The organism is Variovorax sp. MHTC-1, assembly GCF_003984645.1.
GTDB lineage: Bacteria > Pseudomonadota > Gammaproteobacteria > Burkholderiales > Burkholderiaceae_C > Variovorax.
On the sequence record NZ_RWKI01000008.1, the window covers coordinates 156,916 to 169,552 of the forward strand.

The 12,637-nt window shown below is 68.3% G+C and carries 8 protein-coding genes; 5 read left to right on the top strand and 3 right to left on the bottom strand.

The features are described from left to right. Positions 1-6 precede the first annotated feature (6 nt). The gene (locus EJI01_RS15905; RefSeq protein WP_126838114.1) at positions 7-399 is read left to right on the top strand and encodes an iron chaperone; all 393 of its coding nucleotides are present in this window, start codon (positions 7-9) and stop codon (positions 397-399) included. 12 nt (positions 400-411) lie between these two features. On the opposite strand, the gene EJI01_RS15910 is transcribed toward EJI01_RS15905, so the two are convergent. The 3 genes from EJI01_RS15910 to EJI01_RS15920 all read right to left on the bottom strand — a co-directional run bounded on the left by EJI01_RS15910 (position 412) and on the right by EJI01_RS15920 (position 5,662). After that, complete coding sequence (locus tag EJI01_RS15910) at positions 412-3,630, bottom strand: bifunctional cytochrome P450/NADPH--P450 reductase (protein ID WP_126838115.1); 3,219 nt, start codon at positions 3,628-3,630, stop codon at positions 412-414. A gap of 95 nt (positions 3,631-3,725) precedes the next feature. Next, positions 3,726-4,976 (bottom strand): branched-chain amino acid ABC transporter substrate-binding protein, encoded by a 1,251-nt coding sequence (locus EJI01_RS15915; RefSeq protein ID WP_126838116.1) that lies wholly within the window; start codon positions 4,974-4,976, stop codon positions 3,726-3,728. Positions 4,977-5,005: 29 nt separating this feature from the next. Continuing rightward, positions 5,006-5,662, bottom strand: a complete 657-nt coding sequence (locus EJI01_RS15920; RefSeq protein ID WP_126838117.1) for a TetR/AcrR family transcriptional regulator — start codon at positions 5,660-5,662, stop codon at positions 5,006-5,008. 75 nt (positions 5,663-5,737) lie between these two features. On the opposite strand from EJI01_RS15920, the gene EJI01_RS15925 reads away from it, so the two are divergent. From EJI01_RS15925 to EJI01_RS15940, 4 genes are all read left to right on the top strand, one after another. Beyond that, positions 5,738-7,357: an AMP-binding protein gene (locus EJI01_RS15925; protein ID WP_126838118.1), complete on the top strand. Its 1,620-nt coding sequence runs from the start codon at positions 5,738-5,740 to the stop codon at positions 7,355-7,357. Positions 7,358-7,362: 5 nt separating this feature from the next. Beyond that, positions 7,363-10,695 carry a carboxyl transferase domain-containing protein gene (locus tag EJI01_RS15930; protein WP_126838119.1) on the top strand — a complete coding sequence of 1,111 codons (3,333 nt, stop codon included), beginning with the start codon at positions 7,363-7,365 and terminating at the stop codon, positions 10,693-10,695. A 64-nt stretch (positions 10,696-10,759) separates the two neighbouring features. Further along, positions 10,760-12,037, top strand: a complete 1,278-nt coding sequence (locus EJI01_RS15935) for an SGNH/GDSL hydrolase family protein (protein ID WP_126838120.1) — start codon at positions 10,760-10,762, stop codon at positions 12,035-12,037. Between the two features lie 98 nt (positions 12,038-12,135). Continuing rightward, complete coding sequence (locus EJI01_RS15940) at positions 12,136-12,591, top strand: thrombospondin type 3 repeat-containing protein (RefSeq protein WP_126838121.1); 456 nt, start codon at positions 12,136-12,138, stop codon at positions 12,589-12,591. Positions 12,592-12,637: the final 46 nt, after the last annotated feature.

Genomic DNA, 12,637 nt, shown 5'->3' on the forward strand with positions numbered 1-12,637 from the left:
TCTCGCATGGCGACGACCCGGACGACGCCGGAGAACATCGACGCCTACATCGCGGCATTCTCGCCAGAGGTGCAGGCGATTCTCGAAGAGATCCGATCGACGATCAGGAAGGCTGCGCCCGACGCGGAGGAGTCGATCAGCTACCAGATCCCCGCGTTCACTCTGGGCGGTGTGCTGGTGTACTTCGCCGCCTTCAAGAAGCACATCGGCTTCTACCCGCCGGTGCGGGGCGACGCGCGGCTGGAGAAGGCGGTGTCTGCCTACGCGGGGGAGAAGGGCAACCTGCGATTCCCGCTCGACCAGCCGATGCCCCATGGGCTGATCGAGCGGATCGTGAAGCTCAGGGTCAAGCAGAACCTGGCCCAGGCGAGCGCGAAGGCGGGGAAGCGGCGAAGCTGAAGCGTCGCGACCTCAGTTCCCCGCCCACACATCCAGCACATAGCGCTTCTCGGCAATCATCCGGTCGAGCCAGGCGCTGCCGTCCTGGCCATGCTCGCGGGCGATGTCAGACAACGCGCGCCGCACGTCGGGCTCCATGCGCGAGCCGTCGCCGCACACGTAGACGATCGCGCCCTGCTCCAGCAGGCGCCAGACCTCGTGCGCCTGCTCGCGGATGCGGTCCTGCACATACACCTTGCGGTCGCCGGCGCGCGAGAAGGCGGTGTGCAGTTGCACCACGCCGCGCTCTGCCCAAGCCTTGAGCTCGTCGGCATAGATGAAGTCCTGCTCGGGATGGCGGCAGCCGAAGAAGAGCATCGCCTTGCCCGGCGCCGCGCCCTTGGCCATCTGCATCTCGCGCTCCTGCAGGAAGCCGCGGAAGGGCGCGAGGCCGGTGCCCGGCCCGACCATGATGAGGGGCCGCTGCGGATCGTCGGGCAGGCGGAAGCCCTCGGCCGTCGTCTCGCGCACCACGCCATGCACCAGGTCGCCGGCCTCGGCGCGCGAGAGGTAGCTGGAGCACACGCCTTCGAACTGGCCCAACCCTGAACGCGCAGCCCCGTTCACCACGCCGACCGTGACGCTGCAGCGCCCGCCGTCGACCGATGGCGAGGAGGAGATCGAGTAGTAGCGCAGCGACAGCGGCGACAGCATCTCGAGGAAGACCGCGAAAGGGACTTGGCAGGCCGGAAACTCCTCCAGCAGGTCGAGCACCGACTTGCGCTTCTGCAGCACCTCGTTCTTGTAGAGCGCCGCCGAGGCCTCGTCGGCGCCCGACAGCGCCGCCAGCTTCGGCTTCGTGAAGGGGCATTCGGTGTGCGCCGCGAGTTGCGCGATCTGCTTGCGCGTGGCCACGTCCTGCAGCTCGACATAGTCGCCCAGCAGGCGGTCGACCGCGATCACTTCGTCCACCGGCAGCGCGGCCTTGCGCCCCGGTTGGGCTTGCAGCCGCACATGCGCCTTGCGCTCGAAGCCGAAACGCGCCATCGCGCGCTCCACCTGCGCCGGGCCGTTGCGCGGCACCACGCTCAGGTGGTCGCCGGGACGGTAGCTCACGCCCTCGGGCAGCTGCAGTTCGACATGCCGCGTCGAGCGGCCTTCGACATCGCTGCTGGCGGCGCTCTGGAGCTCGCGGTTCTCGAGCACGCGCATGCCGACCGCGCCCAGCGCATCGACCAGCGTGTTCTTCTGCGGCGGCGGCAGTTCCTCCAGCATGTAGAGCGGCTCGCTCTGGGCCGGCGTGTCCGCGCCCTGCTTGAGATCGAAAGCGGCGACGAGCTTCGGCCACAGCGCATCGCTCCAGTCCTGGAAACTTCCATCCATGTCCTCGCGCGCGTCGCCTTCGCCGCGTTCGTGGATGCGCGTCGCGCCGAGCGCGGCCAGCCGCTCGTCGAGGCGCCGCGGCACGGCCTGGTAGGTCGATGCCCAGTCGGTGTTGCCGCAGCCGAAGACGCTGAAGCGCACGCCGTTGAGCGAATCGTCCGCCTTGTCGAGCCAGCGATGGAACTCGGCCGCGTTGTCGGGCGCCACGCCGTTGTAGGAGGCGCAGACGATCGCGACGGCGCCGTTCGCGGGCAGGCGCTGCGCATAGTCGTCGAGCGAAGCGAGCTGGGTCGAGAAGCCGCGCATCTCGCCCGCCTCGGCCAGCTGGCGCGCCAGGTCCTCGGCGGTGCCGAGGTTGGAGCCCTGCAGCACCAGCAGCGAGGTGCCGTGGCGCTCGGCCTGCGGCTTCGCGGCGGCAGGGCGCTCGACGGCGGCCGGCACCGGCTGGGCGGAGATCTCGCCGCGCGGCCGGGTCGCCGGGTCGCGCAGCAGCGCCTTGATCCTGAAGCCCTCGGGCTTGATCGTGAGCGCCTCCTTGACCTTGAGCTTGTAGCCCGTGTGATCGACCAGCGTGAAGCGCTGCAGGATCATGCCCAGCGTGAGCACCGCCTCCTGCAGCGCGAACTGCCGCCCGATGCAGGCGCGCTGCCCGTTGCCGAATGGCTTGAAGGCATTGACCGGCCGCTCGCGCTCGGCCTCGCGGCTGAAGTGGTCGGGGTTGAACCGGTCGGCATCCTCGCCCCACACCGTCTTGTCGCGGTGCAGCGCGAGCGCGTGCAGGATCACCATGTTGCGCTTCTTGATCGTGTATTGGCCGCCGATGGTGGTGTCTTCCTTCGCCGCCATCGCGATCGCCGGCGCGGTCGGGAACATGCGCAGCGATTCCTTGAGCACCTGCAGCACGTAGACCAGCCGGTTCACCTGCGCATAGCTGGGCTTCACCGAGAGGTCGGGGCCGAACACGCTGTCGACCTCGGCCTGGGCCTTGGCCATCGCCTCGGGGTTGTTCAGAAGGAAATAGATCGCGAAGGACAGCAGGCCGCTGGTGGTCTCGTGGCCGGCGATCAGGAACTCGATGCACTCGTCGCGGATCTGCCGGTCGTCCAGCCGCTCCCCGGTCTTCTTGTCGACGCCGGCGATCATGTAGCTCAGGAGATCGGGCTTGGTCGCGATGTCGGCGCCGCTCTCGCGCCGCTCGGCGATGATGTCTTCCACCATCTTGTGCATGAAGCGGATGTCCTTGCGCTGCTGCGCCAGCTCCTTCTTCAGCATCAGCTCCTCGAGCGGGATGCCGCGCCGGTTCTGCACCGTCTCGAGCGTGCGCACCATCGCGTCGACGAAAGGGTGGAAGCCCTCGCGATAGAAGGAGTTGAAGCGGTAGCCGAAGCCGCACAGGCCGATGGTGTCGAGCGTGAGCGCGGTCATGTCGCGCACCACGTCCACTTCCTCGTCGAAGTTGAGGCGCTCCCACTTGGTGACGAGCTGCTCGGCGATGTCCAGCATCATCGGGTGGTAGGCCTGCATCGCGCGCTGGCTGAAGTTGGCCAAGAGGATGTTGTGCGGCTTCGACCAGGTCGCCTCGTGCGTGTCGGAGGTGAAGAGGCCGTGCGAGAGCGCGCGCAGGCGGCGCAGCGTGCCCTTGGTGCTCTTGTCGAAGCGCTGCTCGTCGCACAGCTCGTCGACCAGCGCGGCCGAGGACACCACGATCACCGGCATGCCCGGCATGTCGAGCCAGTAGATGGCGCCCAGCTCCTGCGCGATCTTCCACATGTCGAGCACCGGCGAGTCGGAGCCGATCGACAGGATGTTGCCGACGAAGGGCTTCTTCGCCGGATGCGGGATCGGATAGAGCGCGTTCTTGCCTGCCATGTTCTTCAGTCTCCGGTCAGCCCCTCGCGGGCGACATCGCAGTATCTCGATGCCGCAACAGCCGGCAGGCAGGGCTATCCCTTAGCGCAAAGGCATCAAGCGCCGGGCCGCGCCATCCTGCATTCCGTGCCTTGCGCCAGCTCGTTGCCGGTATAGGCGGCATCGGTGCGAAAACCATAGTTCGTGCCTTCCCAGCCGGCCTTGACCGTCTTGCCGTCCACCGGCGCGATGGTGTTGACCACCTGCGGCAGCAGCAGCTGATGGTCCTCGGCGCGCATGCGCACCGGGCCGACCACCGAGTCGAAGCGGAGGTGTTCGAGCGCGCGCGCGACCTTCACGGTGTCGGTGCCGCCGGCCTTGTCGATCGCGGCGGCCAACAGGCGCGGCGTGAACTCGATGCGCGGCGCGAGGAAGTCCTTGCCGGTCTTGGCCTTGTAGGCCCTGGCCAGCGCATCGGCCTTGGGCGTGTCGGCCTGGCCCGGATGCCATTCGGCCACCCAGGTCAGCTGGCCCAGCTTGGCCTGCGATACCGCGAGCACGGTGCCCGGCACCGAGCCTGCGCTGTGGTTGAAGTAGCGCAGGTTGTAGCCGGCGTCGCCCGCGGCCTTGAGCAGAAGCGTCATGTCCTGGCCCCAGTTGCCGCTGATCACCGTGTCGGCGCCGGCCTGCCGCACGTTCGCGAGGTAGGGCGAGAAGTCCTTCACGCGCCCGATGGGATGCAGCGCCTCGCCGACGAACTGGATGTCGGGCCGCGCCAGGCCGACCAGCTGGCGGCCGTAGCTCGCCCACTGCTTGCCGTGCGCGTAGTCCTGGTTGAGCAGGTAGACCTTCTTGATATCCGGCGTCTTCTTGATGTAGTTGGCCAGCGCCTTCATCTTCATCGCGGTGTTGGCCTCGGTCTGGAAGTGCCAGAAGCTACAGGCCTTGCCGGTCATCTCGGGATCGATCGAGGAGTGGTTGAGCACCAGCAGCTCCTTGCCCGGGTTGCGCTGGTTCCAGCGGTTGACCGACTGCACCAGCGCCGTCACCACCGACGAGCCCGAGCCGCCGGTGACGATGGCCTGCGCGCCCTGGTCGATGGCGGCCTGCAGCGCGCTCTGGCTTTCCTGCGCCGAGAGCTTGCTGTCGAACTGCAGCAGCTGCAGCTTCGTGCCGCCGAGCACGCCGCCCTTGGCATTGATGTCCTCCACCGCATACTGGATGTGCGTGAGCATCAGCTCGCCCACGTTCGCGAACGGGCCCGAGAGCGGATCGATGTAGGCGATCTTGTAGGTCTGCTGGGCCGATGCGAGGCCCGATGCGGCCAGCGCTGCCAGCGCGACGTGCGCAAGGCGAAGGGAATTCATGCGTTGTCTCCTTGGGTTTTCGGTGAGGATCAGCGGGCGTTGCGCAGGCCCAGCACGCGCCATGCGAGCTTCGACAGCTCGGCAATGACCTCGTCGGGCGAGAGGCGGCCGTCGGGCCGGTACCAGCTGTAGAGAAAGCCCGGCAGGCTCAGCGCCGCAAAGGCCGTGATGCGGGTGTCCTGGAAATCCAGGTCGCCGTCGCTGCGCGCTTCCTCGAGCAGCGGGAAGAGCCGGTCGTAGAAATGGTGTGCGAGCTTCTTCTGCGCAGCGATGTACTCGGGACGGTAGACCTGCGGCTCGCGATACGGAAAGAAGGCGCAGGGATGGTGCGCGACGGTGGCGCGGATCAGCCGCTCGATGCCTTCCTTGACCTTTTCGACCGCAGGGCGCTCGTCGGTGTCGACGAAGTCCAGCGAGGTGAAGCAGTCGACCGTCGGCCGCCACGAGAGCGTTTCGAAGATCTCCTGCTTGTCGCGGAAGTAGTAGTAGACGAAGGGCTTGGTCACGCCGAGCGCGCGCACGATCTGCGCCATCGTGGTGTTCGCGTAGCCCTGCCGGGCGAAGAGACCGGTCGCAGCCTGGAGGATGCGCTCGCGCTGCGCGTCGGTCGATTGCGTCGCGGCGCGCTGGCGGCCGGTGCCCTGCGGCAGGTGGGGTTTGTGCGGTGTCGCCGAAGTTATACCCATGGGTAGGATTGTTGGAGCACCATGCGGCGCTTGGCAAGCGAGCCGGCCTATCGATAACCCTGTGAGATTGACGCCATGGAGACAACCCAGCTCCCCGACCGCCCGCAGCAACCCCTGCACGAATATCTGCGAACGCATGCGCGCGAGCGAGGCGACCACGCCGCATGCATCTGGTACGGCCACACGATGAGCTATGCCGAGCTCGATGCGGCGAGCGATGCCTTCGCCGCGCGGCTGCAGGCCATCGGCGTGAAGAAGGGCGATCCGGTGGTGCTCTTCCTCAACAACTGCCCGCAGTACCTGGTGGCTCACTTCGGCATCCAGAAGATCGGCGCCATCGTGTGCCCTAGCGGGCCGCTCAACAAGGAGCACGAGCTGGCCTACCAGGTCGGAGACCTGAAGGCGCGCGTGATCGTCGCTGCCTCGTCGCTCTTGCCGGTGGTCGACAAGGTGAAGCCGGCGAGCGCGCTGGAACACGTGTTCGTGGTGCACTACGCCGACCTGCTGCCGGACAAGGACAAGGTGACGCTCGACCTTCCGGCCGATCTTGCCGCGGCACAGCGCGAGCCGCGCAGCATACCGGCCGGCTGCGAAGACTTCCTCGCCGTGATGCAAAGCGGCGCGCGCCCTTCGACGGTCGCGCTGTCCATGGACGACGTCGCGCTCATGACCTACACCTCCGGCACTACCGGCCTGCCCAAGGGCGCGATGCTGAGCTACGGCAATGCGCTCTTCAAGACGCGCGCCGCGGCCGACTGCAATGGCGTGGCCGCGAGCGACGTGCTGCTGTCGATCGCGCCGCTCTATCACATCGCCGGCATGCTGATGGGCGTCAATGTGCCGGTGCTGACCGGCGCCACATCGGTGCTGCTGCACCGCTTCGAGCCGCGCGCGGTGCTGCAGGCGATCGAGCGCTATCGCGTCAGCTGGTGGTACAGCATCGCGCCGATGAACGTGGCCTGCATGCAGCTGGAAGACATCGCGCGCTTCGACCTGTCGAGCCTGCGCATGAACCCGGTGACGAGCTTCGGCATCACCTTCACCGAGCCGCTGGCTGCGCAGTGGCGCGGCTTCGCGAACAACTGCACCTCCTTCGAAGCGGCCTACGGCCTCTCCGAAACCCATACCTGTGACACCTACACACCACACCATGCGCCTCGCTGGGGCACGCAGGGCGTCGCGGTGCCGGGCGTCGCGATCCGCATCGCCGATGCCGACACCGGCGAAGACAAGCCGGTGGGCGAGGTCGGCGAGATCGTGCTCACGAGCCCCGGCACCTTCAAGGGCTACTGGAACAAGCCCGAGGCAACGGCCGCGACCCTGCGCAAGGGCTGGGTGCACACCGGCGACATGGGCAAGCTCGATGCCGACGGCTACCTCACCTTCATCGGCCGCTTCAAGGAGATGATCAAGGTCTCGGGCTACAGCGTGTTTCCGGAAGAGGTCGAGACCATTCTCATCAAGCACCCCGGCGTGGCGCAGGCCGCGGTCGTCGCGCAACCCGATGCGGAGAAGGGCGAGGTGGTCAAGGCCTTCGTCGTGAAGAAGCCGGGCGCAGCCGTCGACGCCGATGCGCTGATCGCCTGGTCGCGCGAGAACATGGCCAGCTACAAGGCGCCGCGCGCGGTGCGCTTCATCGATGCCTTGCCCACCACGGGTGCCGGCAAGGTGCTGCGCCGCTTGCTGAAAGACTGACCCGGATGTTCCAGAGAATCCTGATTGCCAATCGTGGCGAGATCGCGGTGCGGCTGGTGCGCGCGCTGCGCGACCTGGGCGTCGCCAGCGTCGCCGTCCATGCGAAGGACGATGCGAATGCGCTGCACGTGCAGCTGGCCGACACGGCCATCGCGCTCGATGCCGCGGGCCCCTCGGCCTATCTCGACATCGCTGCGCTGATCGCAATCGCACGCGTGCAGGGCTGCGATGCGGTGCATCCCGGCTACGGCTTTCTCAGCGAGCGCGCGGACTTCGCGCAGGCCTGTGCGGATGCCGGGCTGCGCTTCATCGGCCCGACGCCCGAACAGCTTGCGCTCTTCGGCGACAAGGCGCGTGCGCGCGCGTTGGCGCAGCAGTGCGGCGTGCCGGTGATGCCGGGCAGCGCCGGCGCAGCGACGCTGTCCGAGGCGCAGGCCTTCTTTGCCGCGCAGCAGGCCGAGGAAGGCGCCGGCGAAAACAGGAATGAGGCCGGACCCGGCGTCATGGTGAAGGCCATCGGCGGCGGTGGCGGCCGTGGCATGCGCGCCGTGCTGGACGCGGCGGATCTGCCCGGCGCGCATGCACGCTGCATGTCCGAGGCCAAGGCAGCCTTCGGTGTCGAGGGCGTCTATGTCGAGCGGCTGATGCGCAATGCGCGCCATATCGAGGTGCAGGTGCTGGGCGATGGAAAAGCGGTCGCCAGCCTGGGCGAACGCGAGTGCACCCTGCAGCGGCGCTTCCAGAAGCTGGTCGAGATCGCGCCGAGCCCTTCGCTTTCGGCGGCGCTGCGCGAGCGCATCACGCAGGCGGCGCTGCGCATGGCGCAGGCTGTGGGCTACGAGGGGCTGGGCACCTTCGAATTCCTGGTCGCCGAGCGCTCGACCCAGCTGCCCTTCGTCTTCATCGAGGCCAATCCGCGGCTGCAGGTCGAGCACACGGTGACCGAGGCCGTCACCGGGCTCGACCTGGTCCAGTTGCAGCTCGCGGTCGCGTCCGGGCAAGCGCTGGCTCAGCTCGGCATCGATGCCGAGCGGACGGTGCTGCAGCGAGGCTTCGCGGTTCAGTGGCGCATCAATGCGGAGGCGCTCGATGCACATGGCCATGCGCGGCCTTCGGGCGGCACGCTCGCGCGCTTCGAGCTGCCCGCAGGACCCGGCGTGCGCGTCGACACGCACGGCTACGCCGGCCTCGCGCCTTCGCCCCACTACGACACGCTGCTCGCCAAGCTGATCGTGCATTCGTCATCGCCGCGTTTCGACGATGCGCTGCGGCGATCCCTGCGTGCGCTCGAGGAATTCCGCATCGACGGCATCGCGACCAACCTGGCGCTGCTGCGCGCGATCGCCGGGCGGCCCGAGTTCGCGACGCAGAAGGTGCACACGCGCTTCGTGGAGGAACACCTGGCCGATCTGCTCGCCGCGGCCGCGCATATCGACGCGAAGGCGGCGAAATCGACACGGCCCGTCGGCGGCACGAACGCCGCCGCCGCGCCGCAGCTGGATGAAGAGAACGGCCTCGTGATCAAGGCGCCCATGCCTGCGCGGCTGGTGCAGTTCGAGGTCGAGGTCGGCGATGTGCTGCCGGCCGGCGCACAGCTCGGCGTGCTGGAGGCCATGAAGATGGAGCACCTGCTGCACGCGCCTGCGGCCGGCCGCGTGCTTGCGCTGCTGGCCGCGCCCGGCGACTACCTGGTCGAGGGCCAGTCGCTGGTTCGGCTCGAAGCGGTGGATGCGCAGGCCGTGGAAGCCGAGGCGCGCGCCGAGCACGATCTGGCCGCGATCCGGCCCGATCTGCAAAAGGTGATCGACCGCCATGCGCCGACGCTCGACGCCAACCGCGCCGCCGCGGTCGCAAAGCGCCATGCGCAAGGCGGCCGCACCGCGCGCGCCAATATCGCGGACCTGTGCGAGCTGGCCGAGGACCCCGGCAACTTCACCGAGTACGGCGCGCTGGCCATCGCCGCGCAGACGCGCCGCCGCTCGCTCGAAGACCTGATCGCCAACACCCCGGCCGACGGCATGGTGACCGGCATCGGCAGCATCAACGCAAAGCAGTTCGGCCCCGAGAAGTCGCGCTGCGTGGTGCTGGCTTACGACTACACGGTGCTGGCCGGCACGCAGGGCGTGCGCAACCACCACAAGACCGACCGCATGCTGGGCATCGCGCACCAGCTGAAGTTGCCGGTGGTGCTGTTCGCCGAAGGCGGCGGCGGGCGGCCGGGCGATACCGACATGCCCATCGTCGCCGGCCTCAACAACCACACCTTCAGCCGGTTCGCGGCGCTGTCGGGCAAGGTGCCGGTGGTGGGCATCGTGCATGGCCGCTGCTTCGCGGGCAACGCGGCGCTGGTCGGCTGCGCCGACGTGATCATCGCCACCGAGGCCAGCAACATCGGCATGAGCGGGCCCGCGATGATCGAAGGCGGTGGCCTCGGCACCTTTGCGCCGGAGCAGATCGGCCCGAGCGGCGTGCAGTCGCGCAACGGCGTGATCGACATCCTGGTGAAGGACGAAGCGCATGCGGTGGCCGCGGCGAAGCAATATCTCTCCTACTTCCAGGGCGCCACGAGCGACTGGCAATGCGCCGATCCGCGCGTGCTGCGCCACGCGGTGCCGGAGAACCGGCTGCGCGTGTACGACGTGCGCGCCGCGATGCGCGGCGTGGCCGACACCGGCTCGCTGCTGGAGCTGCGCGCCGGCTTCGGCGCCGGCATCGTCACGGCGCTGGCGCGCATCGAGGGCAAGCCGGTGGGCCTGCTCGCGAACAACCCGCACCATCTGGGCGGCGCGATCGACGTCGAAGCTGCCGACAAGGCCGCGCGCTTCATGCAGCTGTGCAATGCGCATGGCCTGCCGCTGGTCGCGCTGTGCGACACGCCGGGCTTCATGGTCGGTCCCGAGATCGAAGCGCAGGCGCAGGTGCGCCACGTGTGCCGCATGTTCGTCGTGGCCTCTCACCTGCGCGTGCCGTACTTCGCCGTGGTGCTGCGCAAAGGCTATGGCCTCGGCGCGCAAGCGATGACGGCCGGCGGCTTCGACGCGCCGGTCTTCACCGTCGCCTGGCCCACGGGGGAGTTCGGCGCCATGGGACTCGAAGGCGCGGTGCGACTCGGCTTCCGCAAGGAGCTAGAGGCCGCGGCCGAAGGCGAGGAACGCGATGCCTTGTTCAAGAAGCTGGTGGCCCAGCAGTATGCGAACGGAGAGGCGATCCACATGGCGCGGACGCTGGAGATCGACGCGGTGATCGACCCGGCCGATACGCGCGCGTGGCTGGTGCGGGGGCTGGCATCGTCCGCTGCTGCACAGGGAACGGCCGCGCCCTACGTCGATACCTGGTGAGGCGCAAGTCCCTGGGTCGTACGCGGGTCGCGCAGGCTCCTTAAACTGAGGCGCTTTGCGCCGCATGAAGCTGGTTTCACGATTCGTCGCCTGCACCGGGCTGCTGCTGAGCCTTCTGCCCGTCGCGCTGCCGGCCCAGCCGCGGGCAGCGCCCGACATTCGCTGGGTCGCCAGCTGGGCCGCTGCGCCGCAGGACTACCTGAAGGTGCCCGTGCTGCCCGGCATCCAGACTTCGCCGGGTGCGCCGCCCCCTGTCTTCGACGGCCAGACGCTGCGCCTGCGCGTGTTGCCCACGCTGGGCGGCGAGCGCGTGCGTGTTCGTTTTTCCAACCTGTTCGGCAAGAAGCCCTTGCGAATCGTCGGCGCCAGCGTGGCGCGCAGCACCGGGCCCGATGCGGTGTCGCCCGCCACGCTGCAAGACTTGCGTTTCGGCGGCTTGGCAAGCGCGACGATCGCACCCGGTGAAGAGCGTTGGAGCGATGGCGCACGGCTCGGTGTCGAGCCCGGCCAGGCCGTAGCGGTGAGCCTTCAGGTCGAGGCGCGCACGCCCTTTGCGACCGTGCATCAGCTCGGCAGCACATCGATGATGCCGGGGCCTGCGCTCATGCAGCCGCAATGGCGCAACGCCGAGCTGTCTTCATGGAACCACATCGTGACCGGCCTCGACGTTGCCAGCCCGGCCGCGCCGCGTGTGGTGGTCGCTTTCGGCGACTCCATCACGCAGGGCCTGGGCGCCGGCGAGGGACAGGCGCCGCCCTCGCGCTATCCGGACCGGCTCGAGACACGCGTGCGCGAACGGCCAGGCAGCGCCGGGTCCGTGGCGGTGATCAATGCAGGCATCGCCGGCAACCGACTGCTCACCGACGGCGTCGGCCCGAGCGGCATCGAGCGTTTCCGGCGCGACGTGCTGGCGCAAAGCGGTGTCACGCATGCGGTGGTCCTGATCGGGATCAACGACATCAACTTCAACCTGCCGATCGCGATCCAGGGCTTCGCGCCGGTGTTCCAGCCGCCCAGCGCGGAGCAGATCACGGCCGGCCTGCAGCAACTGATCGAGGAGGCCCATGCCAAGGGGGTGAAGTTGCTGCTGGGCACGATCACGCCCTTCAAGGGCGCGGTGTCCTGGACCGAGGAAAAGGAAGCGCGCCGCCAGGCCGTGAACCGCTGGATCCGTGGCCGGCAGGATGTCGATGCGGTGGTGGACTTCGACCAAGCCTTGCGCAACCCGGCCGATCCGGCGGCGCTCCATCCGCTCTACGACGGGGGTGATCACTTGCATCCGGGCAACGCGGGCTATGCCGCAATGGCGGATGCCATCGATCTGCGAGAGCTGCAGGAATAGGCGAAACACCTTTACACAATTTGTGGCGTAGTGCTTACAGGCCCTTCACGCGCGCCAGGGACGATGAAGGCTCCAACAACTCATGAGGAGCACCCCCCATGAAAAAACTTGCTGTCACCTTGGCTGTAGGCGCCGCGTCCCTTCTTTCGTTGGGGGCCGCCGTGACGATACCGACCACCGCGCAGGCCCAGCCCGCGATCATCATCCAGACGCCGCCGCCACCACCGCGCGTCGAACGCGTCCCGCCGCCGCGCCGCGGCTACGTGTGGGCACCGGGCCACTACGAGTGGCGCGGCGGACGCCACGTCTGGGTACGCGGGGGTTGGGTTCGTGCACGCCCCGGCTATGCCTACCGCGCGCCTGAATGGCGTGAACGCGACGGGCGCTGGCAGTACAACCGCGGCCGCTGGGACCGCGACCGCGACGGCGTGCCCAATCGCTATGACCGCGACCGCGACAACGACGGCGTGCCCAATCGCTACGACCGCGACCGCGACAACGACGGCGTGCCCAATCGCTACGACAACCGGCCGAACAATCCGAATCGACGCTAGGCAGCTAGGCAGCTGAGAACAACGCCCGCCGCGACGGGCGTTTTTC

Excerpts from the sequence above, each read along its gene's own strand:
- EJI01_RS15905 (WP_126838114.1), top strand. The coding sequence starts at position 7 with ATGGCGACGACCCGGACGACGCCGGAGAACATCGACGCCTACATCGCG.
- EJI01_RS15910 (WP_126838115.1), bottom strand. The coding sequence starts at position 3,630 with ATGGCAGGCAAGAACGCGCTCTATCCGATCCCGCATCCGGCGAAGAAG.
- EJI01_RS15915 (WP_126838116.1), bottom strand. The coding sequence starts at position 4,976 with ATGAATTCCCTTCGCCTTGCGCACGTCGCGCTGGCAGCGCTGGCCGCA.
- EJI01_RS15920 (WP_126838117.1), bottom strand. The coding sequence starts at position 5,662 with ATGGGTATAACTTCGGCGACACCGCACAAACCCCACCTGCCGCAGGGC.
- EJI01_RS15925 (WP_126838118.1), top strand. The coding sequence starts at position 5,738 with ATGGAGACAACCCAGCTCCCCGACCGCCCGCAGCAACCCCTGCACGAA.
- EJI01_RS15930 (WP_126838119.1), top strand. The coding sequence starts at position 7,363 with ATGTTCCAGAGAATCCTGATTGCCAATCGTGGCGAGATCGCGGTGCGG.
- EJI01_RS15935 (WP_126838120.1), top strand. The coding sequence starts at position 10,760 with ATGAAGCTGGTTTCACGATTCGTCGCCTGCACCGGGCTGCTGCTGAGC.
- EJI01_RS15940 (WP_126838121.1), top strand. The coding sequence starts at position 12,136 with ATGAAAAAACTTGCTGTCACCTTGGCTGTAGGCGCCGCGTCCCTTCTT.